This window comes from Actinomadura sp. ATCC 39365, from assembly GCF_054392275.1.
Genome location: NZ_CP184335.1, coordinates 4,608,502 through 4,628,112, shown reverse-complemented (window position 1 = coordinate 4,628,112; position 19,611 = coordinate 4,608,502). Strand labels below are relative to the sequence as shown.

Genomic DNA, 19,611 nt, shown 5'->3' with positions numbered 1-19,611 from the left:
AAGGCTTACCTAACCTTTCGGCGCCCCAGAATCGCGAACGCGAGCGTGGAGCAGATGATGAGGCCGAGCATCACGCCGGCCATCGGCACGGCCGTGCCCTCGCCCGCCAGGCCGACCAGCGGGGCCGCCAGGGCGCCCAGCGCGAACTGCAGCACGCCGAGCAGCGCCGAGGCGCTGCCGGCGATCTGGGCGGGCTGCCCGGCCAGCGCGAGCGCGCCGGTGCCGGGCAGGACGAGCCCCTGACCCAGCATGATCACGAACAGGCCCGCCACGATGCCGGCCAGGCCGAGCCCGGTGAGCGCGGCGGTCAGCAGCAGCGCGGCGCCCACCAGGCCGGTGACCAGCCCGACGACGACCAGGCGGGCGGGCTCCACGCGGCCCGACAGGCGGCCGCCGAGCTGGGCCATCGCGGTCAGGCCGAGCGCGTTGAGCCCGAAGATGAGCGAGTACTGCTGCGGGGTGGCGCCGTACACCTGCTGGAGGACGAACGGCGAGCCGGAGATGTAGCCGAACATCGCCGCGAAGGCCAGCCCGGCGGTGAGCGCGCAGCCCATGAACGAGCGGTCGCGCAGGAGCTGCCAGAAGGTGCGCACGGTGTGCCCCAGGCCGCCGCTCTCACGGCGGTCGGCGGGCAGCGTCTCGCGCACCCCCGGCAGCACGGCCAGCAGCAGCACGAGCCCGGCGACGCTGAGCGCCACGAACACGCCGCGCCAGGAGGTGAAGGCGAGCAGCTGGGCCCCGGCGATGGGGGCGAGGATCGGCGCCAGGCCGCTGACCAGCATGAGCGTGGCGAAGATGCGGGCGATGGCGGCGCCGTCGTACAGGTCGCGGACGACCGCGCGGACGATGACCAGCGCCGCCCCGCCCAGGATGCCCTGGAGCAGCCGCAGGACGATCAGCACGGGCACCGACGGCGCGAACGCGCACAGCAGCGAGGCCACCATGAACCCCGACACGCCCACGATGAGCGGGACGCGCCGCCCGCGCACGTCGCTGACCGGGCCGGCGACGACCTGGCCGACGGAGACGCCGATGAGACAGGCGGTGAGGGTGAGCTGGACCTGCGCGGGAGCGCTGAGCATCTCCTCGGTGATGGCGGGCAGGGCGGGCAGGTACATGTCGATGGACAGCGGGCCGATCGCCGACAGCGCGCCCAGGATGACCAGCAGCAGCCCCCGCCTCCCGCCCTTGGTCTCGCTCTTGCTCCCAATGGCGGTGGACGCGGCTTCTGCCACGGACATGCGTGAACCCCTTCCCCTCGCAGGCCGATGACCCACGAGGGCCGAGGGATCAAACCGGGATACGGTCCTCCTAATTCCCGGTTATCAGATATTTCACGATGTTTCGTTGAGCTGGATGACCCCGAACGCCGCGCCCTGCGGGTCGATGAGCTGCGCGAACCGGCCGGGCGGCGCCTCGGTCACGCCGGTGAGCACGTCCGCGCCCGCGTCGGCGGCGGCGTGCAGGGCCGCGTCGAGGTCGGCGACCGCGAAATAGGTCAGCCAGAACGACGGCAGCTCCGCCGGGGCCTCCGCGGGCATCGGGATCATCCCCGCGACGGCCGCCTCCCCCGCCACCCACTCGGTGTACGCCATGCCGCCCAGGTCGGACGTGCGCGACGTCCAGCCGAAGACCGCCGAGTAGAAACGCTCGGCGGCGGGCGCGTCCCGTGTGCACAGCTCGTTCCAGCAGAACGAGCCGGGCTCGTTGACCAGCTCCGCCCCCGCGTGGGCGGCCGCCTGCCAGGCGGCGGCGTAGGAGCCGTCGGGGGCCCGCAGGGCGACCATGGTGCCCTCGTCGAAGATCGCCATGGGCTCGGCCACGACGGTGCCGCCGGCGTCCCTGACCCGGCCGGCCAGCGCGGCGGCGTCGTCGGTGGCGACGTAGGTGTTCCAGAGCGAGGTGGAACCGCCGCCGCGGACGGGGCCGATCCCGGCGACCTTGCTGCCCTCGTGCACGAACATCCCGTAGCCGCCGGCCGCCGGGTCGTCGACCATGTCGGCCCGCCAGCCGAACAGGTCCCCGTAGAACCGGGCCGAGCCGGGGACGTCGGTGCTGGCCAGGTCCACCCAGCACGGGACTCCTGGGTCGTATCCACTGCGTCGCGACATGTGGAGCTCATCGCCGCACTTCCCCCCGTTCTCACGCCTTTCCGGGGAACGGTCCGGTCAAGGGCCGTCCATTTCCGGGCAGGGCCGTCCGACGGGCGTTCGCCGGGCGCGTACCTGGGGGCCGGACCGCCCGGCGCAGTCCCTAAACTCGTGGCCATGGATTCCCCAGCCGTCGAGATCGTCGACCTGGTCAAACGCTACGGCGGCCGGACCGCCCTCGACGGCCTCACCCTGCAGGCCGGCCGCGGCGCGGTCACCGCCGTCCTCGGGCCCAACGGCGCGGGCAAGACGTCCACGGTCGAGATCTGCGAGGGGTTCCGCAAGGCCGACTCCGGCACCGTGCGGGTGCTCGGCCTGGCGCCCACGCTGCCCGAGCTGCGCCCGCGCGTCGGGGTGATGCTCCAGGCCGGCGGGGTGCCGCCGGCGATGCGCTGCGCCGAGTGGCTGCGCCTGGTCGCGCGCTTCTACGCCCGTCCCCACGACCCCGAGGTGCTGCTGACCCGGCTCGGGCTGGCCGAGCACGCGCGCACGCCCTACCGGCGGCTGTCGGGCGGGCAGCAGCAGCGGCTGTCGCTGGCCGCGGCCGTGATCGGCAGGCCGGAGCTGGTGTTCCTCGACGAGCCGACCGCCGGCCTCGACCCGCAGGCCCGGCACGCCTGCTGGGACCTGGTCGGCGAGCTGCGCGGCGCCGGGGTGTCGGTGGTGCTGACCACCCACCACATGGAGGAGGCCGAGCGGCTGGCCGACCACGTCGTGATCATCGACAGGGGGCGCGTGGTGGCCGAGGGCAGCCCGGCCTCGCTGACCGGGGCCGAGCGGCAGCTCAGGTTCAGGGCCCGGCCGGGCCTCACGCTGGAGGAACTGCTCAACGCGCTCCCGGTGGGCAGCGCGGCCAAGGAGTCGCCGGCCGGCCACTACATCATCGAGGGCCGGTGGGCCCCGAGCTGCTGGCCACCGTCACGGCCTGGTGCGCGGCGGAGGGCGTCACGGCCGACGACCTGCGCATCGAGCGCCGTACCCTCGAAGACGTCTTCCTCGAACTGACCGGCAGGGAGCTGCGATGACCCCCGTGCTCGACCTCTCGCCCGCGCCGGGCGCCGCGCCGTTCCCGCGCATGGTGCTCGCGCAGGCCGGCTCGGAGGTCCGCACGATGCTCCGCAACGGCGAGCAGCTCCTGCTCACCCTGATCATCCCGGTGCTGCTGCTGGTCGGCTTCTCGCTGGCGCCGCTGGTCGACGTCGGGGGCGGCCGGCGGGTCGACTTCCTGGTGCCGGGCGTGCTGGCCCTGGCCGTCATGTCCACGGCCTTCACCGGGCAGGCCATCGGCACGGGCTTCGAGCGCCGCTACGGCGTGCTCAAGCGGCTGGGCGCGACCCCGCTGTCCAGGGCCGGGCTCATGCTGGCCAAGACGGCCGCGGTGGTGGCCGTGGAGGTCATCCAGGCGGCGGTGATCGTGGCCGTGGGGCTGGCGCTGGGCTGGCGTCCCCACGGGTCGTTCCTGGCCGCCGCGGTGCTGGTCGTGCTGGGCACGGCGGCCTTCAGCGGCCTCGGCCTGCTCATGGCGGGCACGCTGCGGGCCGAGGCGACGCTGGCCGCGGCCAACCTGGTCTACCTGGTGCTGCTGGGGGCGGGCGGCGTGGTGTTCCCGCTGTCGAAGTTCCCCGAGGGCGCGCGGCCGGTCCTGGAGCTGCTGCCGATCTCGGCGCTGACCGGTGGGCTGCGCGCGGTGCTCGCCCAGGGGGCGGCGCTGCCGCTGGGGCCGGTGCTCGTCCTGGCCGGCTGGGCCGTGCTGACCTTGGCGCTGGTCTCGCGGCTGTTCCGCTGGGAGTGAGGGGGCGCGCCACCCCGCGTGCGGAGATGTCGTCCGAGGTCAGTACGCTCTGACGACTGCCCCAACCTGCCGCGCGAGGAGTTCCGTGACCGACTTCGCCCTCGACGATCCCTTCGATCGCCGCCCGGCGCTGCCCCGGCCTGGCCGCCTGCTGCGCCAGGCCGCGGACTCGATCCCGCCCTCCTCGCTCGTCCTGCTGGCCATCGTCTCGGTGCAGCTCGGCGCCGCGTTCGCCAAGAACCTGTTCGCCGTGCTGCCGCCGAGCGCCGTGGTGTTCCTGCGCATCGCGGCGGGCGGCCTGATCATGGCCGCGGTGGCCAGGCCGAAGCTGCGGGGGCTGGGGTGGCGTGACTGGGCGGTCGGGGCCGGTTTCGGCCTGACGCTCGCGCTGATGAACCTGTCCTACTACGAGGCCCTGTCGCGGCTGCCGATGGGCGTCGCGGTGGCGATCGAGTTCCTCGGCCCGCTGGGCGTGGCCGTGGCCGCCTCCCGGCGCCGGCTCGACCTGGCCTGGATCGGCCTGGCGGGCCTCGGCGTGGCGCTGCTGGCGCCCTGGGGGCAGCAGGCGTCGGCGAGCTGGTGGCTCGGCATCGGGTTCGCCCTGGTGGCGGGCGCGTGCTGGGCGGCCTACATCCTGCTGTCGGCGGCGGCCGGGCGGCGTTTCCCCGGCACGACCGGGCTGTCGTTCGCGATGATCGTCTCGGCCCTGGTGATCGCGCCGGTGGGCGTCACGACCGGTGGCGCCGACCTGCTGCAGCCGTCGCTGCTGCTGATCGGGCTGGGCGTGGGGCTGCTGTCGTCGGTGATCCCGTACTCGCTGGAGCTCCACGCGCTGCGGCGCATGCCCAAGCACGTGTTCGGCATCCTGATGAGCCTGGAGCCGGCCGTGGCGGCGCTGGCCGGCGTGCTGGTGCTGGGTGAGGTCCTGCACGTGCAGCAGTGGGCGGCGATCGTGTGCGTCGTGGCCGCCAGCCTGGGCTCGACGAGGATGACCGGGCGCTGATGTCCGGGCGGTAGGTGCCGCCGCGCGCCCGCGGGGATGGGGATCTCTCGGGCGCGCGGCGGAGGGCTCGGCTTGAGGTGGGCGGGTGCCGAGCCCGGTGAAGGTCAGCGGATGCGGGCGTCCGCGTGACCGGGCTTGCGAGGCTTCACGGAGATCCGTTCGTGAAAGCTTTCACAAACACATTACCGCAAAACGGACAAACCTTCTTAATTCGGACGGTAAAGAAACGCGGCGGGCGTCAGTGCTCGGCCCAGATGCCCCGGACGTGACCGATGTGCTCGCCCATCAGGTGGCCGACCGCCTTGCCGTCGCCGCTCTTGAGCGCGTCGAGCATGGCCAGGTGCTCCCTGGCGGAGTCGGTCAGCGAGCCGCGCTCGGCCAGCTGCGACAGGCCGTAGAGCCGGGCCCGGTTGCGCAGGTCGCGCACCACCTCCACCAGGTGGGCGTTGCCGGACAGGGCCAGCAGCTCCAGATGGAAGCGCAGGTCGGCGTCGATGTAGGCGAGCAGGTCGGCCCGGTCGGCGGCCGAGACGATCTCCTCGGCGATCGGGCGCAGCCGTTCGAACTCCTCGGCGCGGGCGCTGTCGGCCAGCCGCGAGACGGTGGGCACCTCGATCAGCTCACGGATCTCGGTCAGCTCGTCGAGGTCGCGGTCGGACAGCTCGGTCACCCGGAAGCCCTTGTTGCGCACGGCCTCGACCAGGCCCTCCTTGGCCAGGTCGAGCATGGCCTCGCGGACCGGCGTGGCCGAGACGCCGAACTGCGCGGCGAGCACGGGCGCGGAGTAGACCACCCCGGGCCGCATCTCACCGGTGATCAGCGCGGCCCGCAGCGCGTGCGCGACCTGCTCACGCAGGCTCTGCCGCTCCCCCACCATGGGCAGGTCGAGCCGGTCCTCGGCAGCCATCCGCCTTCCCTCCTACTTCCACGCCTCGTACGCGGCCGCGGCGACCACCAGGTCCTCCCACGCCATGCCGGTGCTCTTGAACACCCGCGGGCCGGGACCGGTCACCACCCTTCCGGCGATCAGCTCGGCGAGGTTTCCGGCGAGATGACCAGAGGTGATCGTACCGTGGCGGATCGGGATGATCACGTCGCCGGCTTCCTCCAGGGCGGCCGATCTGGCCTCGACGACCACGGTGGCGCGGGCGACGAGGTCGCCGTCGAGCTCGCGGACGCCGGGCTCGTGCGACCCGACCGCGACCACGGTGACGCCGTCCCGGGCGAGCTTACCGGGGAACAGCGGCTGCGCGGCCGTGGTGCAGCAGGCGACGAGGTCGGCGGCCCGGAGCGCGTCGGCCACCTCGTCGGGCACCTTGTCGGGCACCTTGTCGGGCACCGCCCTGGATTCGGTGGTGGGGGCTCCGGCGGTCAGGGGCTCGGTGGTCAGGGGCTCGGCGGTCAGGCCCAGGTCGCCGCAGCGGGCGGCCAGGGCGGCGGCGCGGGCGGGGTCGCGGCCCACGACCGTGACGTGCTCGACGGGCCGCACCTCGCGCAGGGCCACGACATGGCCGTACGCCTGCGGCCCGCTGCCGAACACCACCAGGCGGTGCGCGTCCGGCTCGGCCAGGTGCGCGACGGCCAGGGCGGAGACGGCGGGCGTGCGCAGGGACGTGAGGGCGATGCCGTCCAGGGCGGCGAGCGGGGCCAGGGTCGGGCCGTCCAGCAGCAGGTACGTCCCCTGGATGCGGGGCAGCCCGCGCCCGGGGTTGGCGGGCGTGACGGTGACGGCCTTGACCCCGGCGTAGGGGCCGGCGGCGGCGGGCATGAGCAGGAGCTGCCCGGCCGGCAGGTCCACGGTCGGCCGCCGGGGCGTCTGCTCGGGGTCGAGCCCGGCGCGCAGGGCCTGTTCGAGTACGGCCACCGCGCGGCCCACCGGCACCAGCCGCTCCAGCTCGGGCCCGTCGATGTAGGGAAGCGCGCTCATCGCAGCGTGAACCCCGTTCCGATCGGGTCGTCGGGATCGAGCTCGAAGACGTGCCGGCCGGTGCGGTAGGCCATGCCCTCGATCTCCGGCACGATGCCCTCGGCCGTCACCTCGGCCACCCGCGCCCGGAAGACGGACCCGACGACGCTCTCGTGCACCAGGGTGCCGCGCAGGCCCGCGTCGTGCAGCAGCGCCATCCTGGCGGCGGTGCCCGACCCGCACGGCGACCGGTCCACCTCGCCGTCGGCGAAGACGGTGACGTTACGCTGCCGGACGCCCCGACCGGCCCCCGGCAACCCGCCGCCCACCGATCCGCCGCCCGACAGCCCCTCGCCCGGCAACCCCGCGCCCGACAGCTCGCCGTCCGCCGACCCGCCGTCCGGCAGGTCGTCGCCCGGCAGGTCGTCGTAGAAGATCACGCCGTAGACGCCGGACAGGCGGTCGTCGCGCGGGTGGCGGGTGGCGGGGTGGCCGGCCAGAGCGGCCTTGATGCGGCGGGCGTGCCCGACGAGGGCGGTCAGGTGGCGGGGCTCGACGGACAGGCCCAGCACCCCAGCCGAAATCGACGCATAAATCGCCCCGCCGTACGAAATATCGACCTTCGTTCCGGCGACGGCCACGTCCCGGGCGATCACGTACGACGGGACGCTCACGAACGTCACCCCCGCCACCCGCCCGCCCGAGCACCGCACCCGCGCCCTGACCCGCCCCGACGGCACGTCCACCACCACGTCGGTCTCCCCGTCGGGGTCGGCCTCGACCAGCCCCTCCTGCACCGCGTACGCCCCGAGGGCGATCGTGCCGTGCCCGCAGGCGGTGGAGAAGCCGTCCTTGTGCCAGAACAGCGCGCCGAGATGCGCCCCGGCGTCGTCGGGCGGGACCAGGAAGCAGCCGTACATGTCGGCGTGCCCGCGCGGCTCGTGGCACAGCAGCCGCCTGACGTGGTCGGCGTGGGCGGGCGCGTTCTCCCGCCGGGTGAGCACGTCCGCCCCGGGGATGCCGGGGACGCCTCCGGTGACGATCCGGAAGGGCTCACCGCCCGTGTGGTAGTCGACAGTAGTGATCACAGTTCGAAACCCCTCCGGGCCCGGGTCGAGGAAGCCGCCAGGAGTAACATGTCACATTGTCACGTTCTGGAGAAGCCCCTGACGGGACCGTCCCACCTGGCCCGTACCATCGTTGACGTGAAGGAATCCACCGGCCGCCCCAACGTCCTCGTTCGCGCCCTGCGCTCGTTCTGGGCGCCGAGCGCGCGCTCGATGCGCGGCTGGGCGCTGGCCTCCGTGGTGGCCAACGCGGGCATCACGGTGACCGGCGCGGGGGTGCGGGTGACCGGTTCCGGGCTCGGCTGCCCGACCTGGCCGAGGTGCACGCCCGACAGTTTCGTGCCGATCGCCCATCCCGAGATGTCGATGCTCACGATGCTCATCGAGTTCGGCAACCGGCTGCTGACGTTCCTGGTGCTGGCGGTGGGCGCGGCCTGCGTGATCGCGGCGCTGCGCCTGGTCCCGCGCAGGCGGCCGCTGGTGCGCCTGGCGCTGCTCCAGCCGGCGGGCGTGCTGGCCCAGGCCCTGTGGGGCGGGCTGGTGGTCAGGAGCGCGCTGAGCCCGTTCACGGTCGGCATGCACTTCCTGATCTCGATGGCCCTGATCGTCGCCTGCTGGATGCTCTACGCCCGCGCCGGCGAGGGCGACGGTCCGGCCGCCGGGGTCACCCACCGCGACGTCCGGCGGCTCGGCCACGCGCTGCTCGCGGCCACGGCGGTGCTGCTGGTGGCGGGCGTGGTGGTCAGCGGCACGGGCCCGCACTCCGGCGACGTCATCGCCTCGCGGTTCGGCTTCGACATCGAGACGGTGGCCCGGCTGCACGCCGACATCGTCTACGTCGTCGTCGGCCTGACGTTCGCGCTGCTGTTCGCGCTGCGCGTGACCGGCGCGCCCCGGGCCGCCAGGCGGGCCGTGCTCGGGCTGTTCGTGGTGGAGCTGGGCCAGGGCGTGATCGGCTACACCCAGTACTTCCTGGCCGTGCCGGCCGCGCTGGTGCTGCTGCACGTGCTCGGCGCCTCGCTGGTGTGGATCGCCGCGCTGCGGGTGGTCACCTCGCTGCGCACGAGAGGCCCGCTGGAGGTCCCGGCCGCCGCCGCGCACACGGAAGCGCCCGCCCCGGTCTGACCGTTGTGCGATGGTATGGGGTGTGCTGCGACTCCCTAGGTTCTCGCGCAGGCTGCTGCGCCGTACGTATCAGGGGCTGGTGCTGGTCAGCGTGCTCGTGCTGGCGCCGATGACCTGGGCCTGGCTCGACAGCTCGCCGCACCGCGTGGTGGCCGACACCGGCGGCTGGCTGGGCCGGGTGCCGCCCGCGCAGGCCGCGCTGGTGCTCGGCGCGGGGTTGTGGCGCACGCAGCCCACGCCCATGCTGGCCCGCCGGCTCGACGTGGCCGCCGAACTCTACCGGGCGGGCAAGGTGCGCGCGCTGCTGCTGTCGGGCGACAACAGCCGCAAGGAGTACGACGAGCCCACCGCCATGCGCGACTACCTGCTGCGCAGGGGCGTGCCGGCGGACGTGATCGTGCTCGACTACGCCGGGTTCGACACCTGGGACTCGTGCGTACGGGCCCGCCGGGTGTTCGGCGCCGAGCGGGTCACCGTCGTCACCCAGGTCTTCCACCTGCCGAGGGCCGTCGCGCTGTGCCGGACGGCCGGGCTGGAGACGTTCGGCGTGGGCGACGACTCCACCCGCCAGTGGGGGGCCACCACGTACGCCTACGCCACCCGGGAGCTGCTGGCCACCGGCAAGGCCGTCGTGGACGCGCTGCTGCTGCACTCCGACCCGGTCTTCCCCGGGCCGCGCGAGGTCTCGCTGACCCGGATCCTGGCTCAGCGGGGCGCGCCGGGCGCGTAGCCGGGCGGCGGGGTGCCCCTGGCCATCCGGCGGGCGTGCACGGGCGGCACCGGGAAGTCGGCGCGGGCGGTGCTCATGCACTCCAGCAGGGCGCGCTGCTCCTCGTGGAAGGCCTGCTCGTCGACGATGTGGCGGGCCGCCCGCTCGTGCAGCAGGCCCAGCTCGGTGGCGGCGAGCTGGTAGTCGCGCATGGCGCGCACGCCTTGCTTGCCGCCGTAGGCCCTGGCCCACTGCCTGGCCTGGCGGCGCCTGGCGAACGTGGACAACATGTAGATGTCGGCCGGCCCGACCAGCTTGGTCGGCTCGTACGGCGGCAGGTAGGTCTGGATGAGCGCGACGATGCGCCGCCGGTCCCTGAACACCACGCCGATCAGCACGACGAGCACCACCAGCAGCGCCAGGTAGGCCACCACGAGCCCGGGGAAGCCGCCGTAGGAGGCCAGGCCGTTCCACAGGCCGTGCAGGATCATCGCCCCCGACCAGCCGGCCAGCACCAGGAAGACCCGCTCGGGGCCCTGGCGCTGGGCCGCGTAGGCGACGGCCACCCCGATCATCGAGCTGAACAGCGGATGGGCGAACGGCGACAGGATGCCGCGCAGCACCACGGTGACCGCCAGGCTGCTGACGCCGTTGCCGTTGAGCGCCGACAGGTAGTAGCTGACGTTCTCGCTCATGGCGAAGCCGAGGCCGACCATGCTGGCGTAGATGATGCCGTCGGTGGGGCCGTCGAGCTCGGCCCGGCGGAACTTCAGCAGGCCGAGCAGCACCAGGCCCTTCATCGTCTCCTCGACCACCGGCGCGCCGAAGGTGGCCGCCAGGTTGCGGGCGCTGGTCGGCGAGAGCTTGGCGGTGTCGATGAAGTAGTGGAGGTTGAGCGAGTTGATCGCGCCGGCGACCAGCACGGCGATGCCCGCGCCCCAGGCGAAGGCGAAGATCAGGTTGCTACGCGGCTCCGGCTCCATGCGGTCGAGCGCCAGCACGGCGGCCAGCAGCAGCGGCACCGGCGCCAGGGCGAGCCCGAGCGCGATGAAGAACTGCACCGGCTCGCCGTTGATCACGTCGAAGGAGAACGAGACCAGGGCGCAGATGCCGGTGAGGACCAGCCCGGTGATCAACGCGAATGACGGGCGGTCCTTCAACACCCAGCGTGGATCACGGGTCGCCATACCGTGACTTTAACGGATCGAAGGGCCGGGGTCCGTGCCGACCGCCCGCGCGGGACAGGCACTCCTCACCGTCCGGACACGCGCTTCTGGGGCGTCGCGCACGGCGGTCAGGACGGTCACGGCGGTCAGGCCAGCAGCGGGTCGATCGCGACGGCGAGGAAGAGCAGCGCGAGGTAGGCGTTGGACCAGTGGAAGAAGCGCATCGGGCGCAGGTCGACGCCGCTCTTGCCGGCGTTGAGCCGGGCCAGCAGGCGGTGGACCTCCCACAGGCAGACCACGCCGAGCACGGCCGCGACGACCGGGTAGAACAGCGTGGTGCCGGCCACCGGCCACAGGGCCAGCGAGCACAGCACGGTCGCCCAGGTGTAGGCCACGGACTCCAGGATCACCCGCCGCTCGGTGGCCACCACCGGCAGCATCGGCACCTTGGCCGCCGCGTAGTCCTCCTTGTAGCGCATGGCGAGGGTCCAGGTGTGGGGCGGGGTCCAGAAGAACACCACGCCGAACAGCACCAGGGGCGCCCAGTCGAGCCGCTCGGTGATGCCCGCCCAGCCGATCATAACCGGCATGCAGCCCGCGATGCCGCCCCAGACGATGTTCTGGGCCGTGCGGCGCTTGAGCAGCATCGAGTAGACGATGACGTAGAACAGGATCGCGCCGGTGGACAGCACCGCGGCCAGCCAATTGGTGGTGAGCCACAGGCCAACAGTGGACAAAATCCCCAGAACGATGCCGAAAACCAGCGCGCCGCGCGGCGACACCTGGTGCCTGGCCAGCGGCCGGCGGCGGGTGCGCCGCATCTTCTGGTCGATGTCGCGGTCGACGTAGCAGTTGAGCGCGTTGGCGCTGCCCGCCGACAGGGTGCCGAAGACCATGACGGCGATCGACTTCCACAGCGGCGGCAGGCCGCCGGCCGCCAGGAACATCACCGGGAGGGTCGTGATCAGCAGCAGCTCGATGATCCGCGGCTTGGTGAGCGCGACGTAGGCCTTCACGACCATGCCGAACGTGCGCGGCGCCCCGGGCTCGGTCGAGGGGGCCGTGGCCTGCCTGTTGGTCAGCACCGTCAAGGCGCTTCCAGCCTGTGCGGAGTCAACGCGTAACCTCTGATTAGAGCGGATCGATGAGTGGCGCCGTGGCGCCTCTGCGAACAACCAAACTGTAGTCGCAGGGGCGGCCGGTCCGGCCAATGGGGGGCTTGCGCCATTCATGGACACGCGAGGGTGGAATGGGAATCGATCGCCAGCTCCACTCGGTTAGGGTCCCGTGTGGGCGGGATAGCCAACAGGTACTGCCAAATGACAACTAGATTCCGGAGATCGAGCACTTGAGCACCGAACTCGTGCCAGCCCTTGAATGGACCGACCTCGACAAGAAGGCCGTCGACGTCGTCCGGGCCCTGGCGATGGACGCAGTCGAGAAGGCGGGCTCGGGTCATCCCGGCACCGCCATGAGCCTGGCCCCCGCCGCATACCTGCTGTTCCAGCGCGTGATGCGCCACGACCCCAGCGACCCCAACTGGGCGGGCCGCGACCGGTTCGTGCTGTCGTGCGGCCACACCAGCCTGACGCTCTACATCCAGCTCTACCTGTCGGGCTACGGCCTCACGCTCGACGACCTGCGGCGGCTGCGCCAGTGGGACAGCCTGACCCCGGGTCACCCCGAGCACGGCCACACCGCCGGCGTGGAGACCACCACCGGCCCGCTCGGCCAGGGCCTGGGCAACGCGGTCGGCATGGCGATGGCGGCCCGCCGTGAGCGCGGTCTGTTCGACCCCGAGGCCGAGCGCGGCTCCTCGCCGTTCGACCACCACATCTGGTGCTTCGTCAGCGACGGCGACATCGAGGAGGGCATCAGCCACGAGGCCAGCGCCCTGGCCGGCCACCAGAAGCTCGGCAACCTCGTCGTCCTGTACGACGACAACCACATCTCCATCGAGGACGACACCCTCATCGCCAAGTCCGAGGACGTCGTCAAGCGTTACGAGGCCTACGGCTGGCACACCGAGAGCGTCGACTGGACCGCCGGCGGCGAGTACGAGGAGGACGTCCAGGCGCTGTACGAGGCGCTGGAGGCGGCCAAGGCCGAGACCGACCGGCCCTCCTTCATCCGGCTGCGCACGATCATCGGCTGGCCGGCGCCGAACAAGAAGAACACCGGCAAGATCCATGGCGCGGCCCTGGGCGAGGCGGAGATCGCCGCGACCAAGGAGATCCTGGGCATGGACCCGGCCAAGAGCTTCGACGTGCCGGCCGAGGTGCTGCAGCACGCCCGTGAGGTGGTCGCCCGGGGCCGTACCGAGCGCGCCGAGTGGGACAAGGGTTATGCCGAATGGCGCCTGGCCAACCCCGAGCGGGCCAAGGAGTTCGACCGCATCTCCCACCGCGAGCTGCCCGCCGGCTGGGCCACGGCCCTGCCCGAGTTCGAGACCGGCTCCTCGATGGCCACCCGCAAGGCCAGCGGCGAGGTGCTGGGCGCGCTGGCGCCGGTGCTGCCCGAGCTGTGGGGCGGCTCGGCCGACCTGGCCGAGTCGAACCTGACCACGATGAAGGGCGAGCCGTCCTTCATCCCCGAGGAGTACCAGACCAAGGACTTCCCCGGTAACCGCTACGGCCGCACGCTGCACTTCGGCATCCGCGAGCACGCCATGGGCGCGATTCTCAACGGCATCGCCCTGCACGGCGGCACCCGCCCCTACGGCGGCACGTTCCTGGTCTTCTCTGACTACATGCGCCCCTCGGTGCGCCTGGCCGCGCTGATGAAGCTGCCGGTCACCTACGTCTGGACGCACGACTCCATCGGTCTCGGCGAGGACGGCCCCACCCACCAGCCGATCGAGCACCTGTGGGCGCTGCGCGCCATTCCCGGCCTCGACGTCGTCCGCCCGGCCGACGCCAACGAGACCGCGCACGCGTGGAAGACGATCCTGGAGCACACCGACCGTCCCGCCGCCCTGGCTCTGACCAGGCAGAACGTCCCGGTCTACGAGGGCACGAGCGCCGACGGCGTGGCCCGTGGCGGCTACGTGCTGCGCGAGGCGTCCGACGGCCAGCCGCACGTGATCATCATCGCCACCGGCAGCGAGGTCGAGGTGGCCGTGCAGGGCCGCGAGCTGCTGGAGGCGCAGGGCATCCCGGCACGAGTGGTGTCGATGCCGTGTGTCGAGTGGTTCAACGGGCAGGACTCCGCTTACCGGCAGACCGTCCTGCCGAGCTCGATCAGGGCTCGGGTCGCGGTCGAGGCCGGCGTCGCGCTCGGCTGGCACCAGTTCGTCGGCGAGTGCGGCGAAGTGGTCAGCCTGGAGCACTTCGGCGCCTCGGCGCCGTACAAGACGCTGTACGAGCAGTTCGGGCTCACGGCCGAGCGCGTGGCGGCCGCGGCCAAGGCGAGCCTCGCCAAGCTGGGTCAGGACAAGGGCGAGACGACGGGAAACTGAGAAGAAGATGAGCGACAACCTCAACAAGCTGTCCGGCCAGGGCGTTTCCATCTGGCTCGACGACATCAGCCGCGAACGGCTGCGCACGGCCAACCTCGACCAGCTGATCCGCGAGAAGAACGTCGTCGGGGTCACCTCCAACCCGACGATCTTCGCCAGCGCGCTCAGCAAGGGCGACGCCTACAACGCCCAGCTCCACGACCTGGCCGTACGCGGCGTCACCGTGGAGGAGGCCGTCCGCGCCATCACCACGTACGACATCCGCTGGGCCGCCGACGTGCTGCGCCCGGTCTACGACGCCACCGGCGGCGTGGACGGCCGCGTCTCGCTGGAGGTCGACCCGCGCCTGGCCCGCGAGAGCGAGAAGACCGTGGCCGAGGCCAGGGCGCTGTGGTGGATGGTCGACCGGCCCAACCTGTTCATCAAGATCCCGGCCACCCTCGAGGGCCTGCCCGCGATCACGCAGGCGCTGTCGGAGGGCATCAGCGTCAACGTCACGCTGATCTTCTCCCTGGAGCGCTACCGCGCGGTCATGGACGCCTGGCTGGCCGGCCTGGAGGCCGCCCAGGCCAAGGGCCTGGACCTGGCCACGATCGAGTCGGTGGCCTCGTTCTTCGTCAGCCGCGTCGACACCGAGATCGACAAGCGGCTCGACAAGCTCGGCAAGCCGGAGCTGAAGGGCAAGGCCGGCATCGCCAACGCGCGCCTGGCCTACGCCGCCTACGAGGAGGTCGTCAGCTCCGAGCGCTGGCAGCGCCTGCGCGCCGCGGGCGCCCGTCCGCAGCGCCCGCTGTGGGCCTCGACCGGGGTGAAGAACCCCGACTACTCCGACACCATGTACGTCGACCAGCTCGTCGCCCCCGGCACCGTCAACACGATGCCGGAGAAGACCCTCGACGCCACCGCCGACCACGCCCAGGTCACCGGCGACACCGTGCGCCCCTTCTACGAGCAGGCCTGGAACACCATGGCCGCGCTCAAGGACGCCGGCATCGACTACGACGACGTCGTGCGCGTCCTGGAGGAGGAGGGCGTCGAGAAGTTCGAGGCGTCCTGGAACGAGCTGCTGGAGAGCGTCACCAAGAATCTGGTGCCATGATCGAGGTGTCCTACCGCGAGGAGGGGGTGGCCGCGGCCGCCTCCTCCGTCGCGGGGCGCCTCGTCGCCGACGGCGTGCCCGCGCGGCTGGCCGGCGGCGACCCCACGCTGTGGGGTGAGGACGCCGAGGCGGTGGCGGCGGTCCGGCTCGGCTGGCTGACGCTGCCGCGCACCTCCCGCGAGCTCCTTCCCGAGCTGGGCAAGCTCGTGGAGCGGGCGCGCGCCGAGGGCCTGACGAACGTGGTGCTGGCCGGGATGGGCGGCTCGTCGCTGGCCCCCGAGGTGATCTGCCAGACCGCCGACGTGCCGCTGACCGTGCTCGACACGACCGACCCCGCGCAGGTCCGGCGGGCACTGACCGACCTGCTGGAGTCCACGGTCGTGGTGGTGGCCAGCAAGAGCGGCTCGACCGTCGAGACCGACTGCCACCTGCGCATCTACGAACAGATCTTCACCGAGGCGGGCATCTCGCCCGCCGACCGGATCGTGGTCGTCACCGACCAGGGCTCGCCGCTGGAGCAGCGGGCGATCGACGGCGGCTACCACCTGGTCCTGGCCGTCCCCGACGTGGGCGGCCGCTATTCGGCGTTGTCGGCGTTCGGGCTGGTGCCGAGCGCGCTGGCCGGGGCCGACGTCGAGCGGCTGCTCGACGACGCCGAGGAGGTGCTGCCGCTGCTGTCCCTCGACACCGGCAACCCCGGCCTCGACCTGGGCGCGGCCCTCGGCGGCGCGGCGCTGGCCGGGCGCGACAAGCTCGTGCTGGAGGACCAGCTCTCCGGCATCAACGGGCTGCCCGACTGGATCGAGCAGCTCGTCGCCGAGTCCACCGGCAAGCAGGGCAGGGGCATCCTGCCGATCGTCAACGCCGACCCCAACCACACCGGCGACGAGCTGGTCGTCGCGATCGAGTCCGACAACGGCGCCGTACGCGTCGACGGGCCGCTCGGCGGCCAGTTCCTGGTCTGGGAGTACGCGACCGCCGTGGCCGGGCTGCTGCTGGAGATCGACCCGTTCGACCAGCCGAACGTGGCCGAGTCCAAGGAGAACACCGCGGCCCTGCTGGCCCTGCCCGACCTGCCGCTCGGCGCGCCCACGCTGGTCGACGGGCCCGTCGAGGTCTACGGCGCGGTCCGCTCCCACGACCTGCCCGGTGTGCTGGCCGAGCTGCTGAAGGCCATCCCGCACGACGGCTACCTGGCCGTGATGGCCTACCTCGACCGGCTGGCCGCCTTCGACGCGCCCGTGCCCGAGGGGGCCGACTTCGAGCAGATGACCGACGCGTGGATGATGGCCGACGCGGCCACGCTGCGCGCCCTGCTCGCCATCCGCACCAACCGGCCGGTGACGTTCGGGTGGGGGCCGCGTTTCCTGCACTCGACCGGCCAATACCACAAGGGCGGGCCGCAGAACGGCGTGTTCCTGCAGATCACGGGGGCGGTGACCGACGACGTCGCCGTCCCGGGACAGCCGTACACGCTGGGGCGGCTCCAGCTCGCGCAGGCGCTTGGCGACCTGGCCGCGCTGGAGACCCGCGGCCGGCCCGCCGTACGCCTGCACTTGACGGACCGCGCGACGGGTGTCGCGCATTTGCTCGCAGCCGCACAGGAGGTTTGAGATGACTGACGAAGCATCTCCTGAAGAGGAGGTCGTCGCGGTGGCGGCGGCCGTGGCGAACACCGCCACGACATTGGAGGTCGCCGAGGCCAACCCCTTGCGCGACCCGCGTGACAAGCGGCTGCCGCGGGTGGCGGGGCCGTGCGTGCTGGTGCTGTTCGGCGTGACGGGCGACCTGGCCAAGCGCAAGCTGCTGCCGGCCATTTACGACCTGGGCAACCGCGGCCTGCTGCCGCCCGGTTTCTCGCTGGTCGGTTTCGCCAGGCGCGACTGGAAGGACCAGGACTTCGCGCAGTTGACGCACGACGCGGTCAAGGCGCACGCGCGTACGCCGTTCCGCGAGGAGGTCTGGAAGCAGATCCTCGAAGGCATCCATTTCGTCCCGGGCGAGTTCTCCGACGACGGGGCCTTCGACGCGCTGGCGATGGCGTTGGCGGAGATCGACCAGACCCGCGGCACGGGCGGCAACTACGCTTTCTACCTGTCCGTCCCGCCCAAGTTCTTCCCCGTGGTGGTCGAGCAGCTCAAGCGCACCGGGCTGTCCGACGCGCCCGAGGGGTCGTGGCGGCGGGTGGTCATCGAGAAGCCGTTCGGCCATGACCTGAAGTCGGCCCACGAGCTGAACGAGATCACCACGTCGGCGTTCCCGGAGAGCTCGATCTTCCGGATCGACCACTACCTGGGCAAGGAGACGGTCCAGAACATCCTGGCGCTGCGCTTCGCCAACAACCTGTACGAGCCCATCTGGAACCGCAGCTTCGTCGACCACGTGCAGATCACCATGGCCGAGGACATCGGCATCGGCGGGCGCGCCGGCTACTACGACGGCATCGGCGCGGCCCGCGACGTGATCCAGAACCACCTGCTCCAGCTGCTCGCGCTGGTCGCCATGGAGGACCCGACCTCCTTCGACGCCTCGGCGCTGCGCCGGGAGAAGGAGAAGGTGCTCAAGGCGGTGCGGCTGCCGTCCAACCTGGGGCTCAACACCGCCCGCGGCCAGTACGCGGCCGGGTGGCAGGGCGGCGAGAAGGTCGTCGGCTACCTCCAGGAGGAGGGCATCTCCGCCGAGTCGACCACCGAGACGTACGCGGCCGTCAAGCTGGAGATCGCCAACCGGCGGTGGGCCGGAGTGCCGTTCTACCTGCGTACCGGCAAGCGGCTGGGCCGCCGGGTCACCGAGGTGGCCGTGGTGTTCCAGCGGGCGCCGCACCTGCCCTTCAGCAAGACCGACACCGAGATCCTGGGCCAGAACGCCCTGGTCATCCGCGTGCAGCCGGACGAGGGCATCACCGTGCGGTTCGGGTCGAAGGTCCCGGGCACCGCCATGGAGGTGCGCGACGTGTCCATGGACTTCGCCTACGGCGAGTCGTTCCTGGAGTCCTCGCCCGAGGCGTACGAGCGGCTGCTGCTCGACGTCATGATCGGCGACCCGCCGCTCTTCCCGCACCAGCGCGAGGTCGAGCTGTCCTGGACGATCCTCGACCCGATCGAGGACTTCTGGGCCACGCAGGGACAGCCCGAGGGCTACGAGTCGGGCTCGTGGGGCCCGGAGTCGGCCGATGCGATGATGGCGCGCGACGGCCGCGTGTGGAGGAGACTCTAGTGACGACTTTCATGCTGTCGGACACGACGGCCGGCAAGATCTCGGCGCAGCTCATGCTGCTGCGCCACCAGATGGGCGCCCCCGCCATCGGCATGGTGCTGACCCTCGTGGTGGTCTCCGAGGAGCGCCACCAGTACGACGCGCTGCGCGCCGCCACCGAGGCGGCCCGCGAGCACCCCTCGCGCATCATCGTGGTGATCAAGCGGGAGGAGGCCGAGCCCAACCGGCTCGACGCCGAGCTGCGCATCGGCGAGAACACGCCCGGCGAGGTCGTGGTGCTGCGCCTGTACGGCGAGCTGACCCAGCACGCCGACTCCGTGGTCAGCCCCCTGCTGCTGCCCGACACCCCCGTGGTGGCCTGGTGGCCGGGCGCGGCCCCCGACGTGCCGTCCAAGGACGCGATCGGCGCCCTGGCCCAGCGGCGCATCACCGACGCCAAGGGCTTCGAGAACGGCGGCGCCGCGTCGCTGGTCACCCGCGCCAAGGGGTACGCCCCCGGCGACACCGACCTGGCCTGGGCCCGGCTGACGCCGTGGCGCAGCCTGCTGGCCGCCGCGTTCGACCAGCCGGTGGGCAAGGTGCGCAAGGGCATGGTGGAGGCCAGTCCCGGGCACCCGAGCGCGCCGCTGCTGGCGGCCTGGCTGTCGGAGCGGCTGGGCGCGCCGGTCAAGGTGGGCGAGTCGGCCGGTCCCGGCCTGACCGCCGTACGGCTGCAGACCGGCGACGGCGAGCTGTCGGTCATGCGTTCCGACGCGCGGCTGGCCACGCTGTCGCGTCCCGGTCAGCCGGACCGGAACGTGGCGCTGGCCAGGCGGCACACCTCCGAGCTGATGGCCGAGGAGCTGCGCCGGCTGGACAGCGACGAGGTCTACGAGGCCGCCGTCAAGCGCTTCGCCCGTACGTACAAGGGCTGACCCCCTC

The 19,611-nt window shown here is 72.3% G+C and carries 16 protein-coding genes and 1 pseudogene; 10 read left to right on the top strand and 7 right to left on the bottom strand.

Annotation, left to right across the window (positions count from 1 at the left end):
• Nucleotides 1–5: 5 nt before the first annotated feature.
• Both ACNF49_RS22915 and ACNF49_RS22910 read right to left on the bottom strand, forming a co-directional pair.
• Nucleotides 6–1,241, bottom strand: a complete 1,236-nt coding sequence (locus ACNF49_RS22915) for a multidrug effflux MFS transporter (RefSeq protein WP_357983318.1) — start codon at nucleotides 1,239–1,241, stop codon at nucleotides 6–8.
• A 93-nt stretch (nucleotides 1,242–1,334) separates the two neighbouring features.
• Nucleotides 1,335–2,111, bottom strand: a complete 777-nt coding sequence (locus ACNF49_RS22910) for a VOC family protein (protein ID WP_357983321.1) — start codon at nucleotides 2,109–2,111, stop codon at nucleotides 1,335–1,337.
• A gap of 156 nt (nucleotides 2,112–2,267) precedes the next feature.
• Here ACNF49_RS22910 and ACNF49_RS22905 point away from each other — a divergent pair.
• The 3 genes and pseudogenes from ACNF49_RS22905 to ACNF49_RS22895 all read left to right on the top strand — a co-directional run bounded on the left by ACNF49_RS22905 (nucleotide 2,268) and on the right by ACNF49_RS22895 (nucleotide 4,945).
• Nucleotides 2,268–3,175 (top strand): annotated as a pseudogene (locus ACNF49_RS22905) (ABC transporter ATP-binding protein).
• The gene (locus tag ACNF49_RS22900) at nucleotides 3,172–3,942 is read left to right on the top strand and encodes an ABC transporter permease (RefSeq protein ID WP_357983327.1); all 771 of its coding nucleotides are present in this window, start codon (nucleotides 3,172–3,174) and stop codon (nucleotides 3,940–3,942) included. The pseudogene ACNF49_RS22905 and the gene ACNF49_RS22900 overlap by 4 nt, the downstream one beginning before the upstream one ends.
• A gap of 85 nt (nucleotides 3,943–4,027) precedes the next feature.
• Nucleotides 4,028–4,945 carry an EamA family transporter gene (locus tag ACNF49_RS22895; RefSeq protein ID WP_357983330.1) on the top strand — a complete coding sequence of 306 codons (918 nt, stop codon included), beginning with the start codon at nucleotides 4,028–4,030 and terminating at the stop codon, nucleotides 4,943–4,945.
• A gap of 238 nt (nucleotides 4,946–5,183) precedes the next feature.
• Here the strand turns inward: ACNF49_RS22895 and ACNF49_RS22890 are convergent, their stop codons facing one another.
• Genes ACNF49_RS22890 through ACNF49_RS22880 form a run of 3 tightly spaced genes read right to left on the bottom strand, consistent with a single transcriptional unit; the run spans nucleotide 5,184 to nucleotide 7,939 of the window.
• Complete coding sequence (locus ACNF49_RS22890) at nucleotides 5,184–5,852, bottom strand: GntR family transcriptional regulator (protein ID WP_482944936.1); 669 nt, start codon at nucleotides 5,850–5,852, stop codon at nucleotides 5,184–5,186.
• A 12-nt stretch (nucleotides 5,853–5,864) separates the two neighbouring features.
• Nucleotides 5,865–6,872: an ornithine cyclodeaminase family protein gene (locus tag ACNF49_RS22885; protein ID WP_482944935.1), complete on the bottom strand. Its 1,008-nt coding sequence runs from the start codon at nucleotides 6,870–6,872 to the stop codon at nucleotides 5,865–5,867.
• A complete protein-coding gene (locus ACNF49_RS22880) occupies nucleotides 6,869–7,939 on the bottom strand; it encodes a proline racemase family protein (RefSeq protein WP_482944934.1) in 1,071 nt (356 codons plus the stop codon). The genes ACNF49_RS22885 and ACNF49_RS22880 overlap by 4 nt, the downstream gene beginning before the upstream one ends.
• Before the next feature lie 117 nt (nucleotides 7,940–8,056).
• Between ACNF49_RS22880 and ACNF49_RS22875 the strand changes: the two genes are divergently transcribed.
• Nucleotides 8,057–9,043, top strand: coding sequence for a COX15/CtaA family protein (locus ACNF49_RS22875; RefSeq protein ID WP_482944933.1), 987 nt, complete (start codon nucleotides 8,057–8,059; stop codon nucleotides 9,041–9,043).
• Nucleotides 9,044–9,065: 22 nt separating this feature from the next.
• Nucleotides 9,066–9,773, top strand: coding sequence for a SanA/YdcF family protein (locus tag ACNF49_RS22870; protein ID WP_482944932.1), 708 nt, complete (start codon nucleotides 9,066–9,068; stop codon nucleotides 9,771–9,773).
• Here ACNF49_RS22870 and ACNF49_RS22865 read toward each other — a convergent pair.
• Together ACNF49_RS22865 and ACNF49_RS22860 are read right to left on the bottom strand one after the other, a co-directional pair.
• Nucleotides 9,749–10,939, bottom strand: a complete 1,191-nt coding sequence (locus ACNF49_RS22865) for a PrsW family intramembrane metalloprotease (RefSeq protein WP_482944931.1) — start codon at nucleotides 10,937–10,939, stop codon at nucleotides 9,749–9,751. The two genes, ACNF49_RS22870 and ACNF49_RS22865, sit on opposite strands and share 25 nt — an antisense overlap.
• Before the next feature lie 125 nt (nucleotides 10,940–11,064).
• Nucleotides 11,065–12,009, bottom strand: a complete 945-nt coding sequence (locus ACNF49_RS22860) for a heme o synthase (RefSeq protein ID WP_357983351.1) — start codon at nucleotides 12,007–12,009, stop codon at nucleotides 11,065–11,067.
• A 335-nt stretch (nucleotides 12,010–12,344) separates the two neighbouring features.
• Here ACNF49_RS22860 and tkt point away from each other — a divergent pair, with 335 nt between their 5' ends.
• The 5 genes from tkt to ACNF49_RS22835 are packed head-to-tail and all read left to right on the top strand — an operon-like array spanning nucleotide 12,345 to nucleotide 19,604.
• Nucleotides 12,345–14,375, top strand: coding sequence for a transketolase (gene tkt, locus ACNF49_RS22855; RefSeq protein WP_482945570.1), 2,031 nt, complete (start codon nucleotides 12,345–12,347; stop codon nucleotides 14,373–14,375).
• A 7-nt stretch (nucleotides 14,376–14,382) separates the two neighbouring features.
• Nucleotides 14,383–15,474 carry a transaldolase gene (gene tal, locus ACNF49_RS22850; RefSeq protein ID WP_357983357.1) on the top strand — a complete coding sequence of 364 codons (1,092 nt, stop codon included), beginning with the start codon at nucleotides 14,383–14,385 and terminating at the stop codon, nucleotides 15,472–15,474.
• Nucleotides 15,471–17,087 carry a phosphoglucose isomerase-related protein gene (locus ACNF49_RS22845; RefSeq protein ID WP_357983360.1) on the top strand — a complete coding sequence of 539 codons (1,617 nt, stop codon included), beginning with the start codon at nucleotides 15,471–15,473 and terminating at the stop codon, nucleotides 17,085–17,087. Before tal ends, ACNF49_RS22845 begins: the two co-directional genes overlap by 4 nt.
• 1 nt (nucleotide 17,088) lies before the next feature.
• Entirely contained in the window at nucleotides 17,089–18,690 is a 1,602-nt protein-coding gene (zwf, locus tag ACNF49_RS22840) for a glucose-6-phosphate dehydrogenase (protein WP_482944930.1), read from the top strand.
• Nucleotides 18,690–19,604 (top strand): glucose-6-phosphate dehydrogenase assembly protein OpcA, encoded by a 915-nt coding sequence (locus tag ACNF49_RS22835; RefSeq protein ID WP_357983366.1) that lies wholly within the window; start codon nucleotides 18,690–18,692, stop codon nucleotides 19,602–19,604. Before zwf ends, ACNF49_RS22835 begins: the two co-directional genes overlap by 1 nt.
• Nucleotides 19,605–19,611 lie beyond the last annotated feature (7 nt).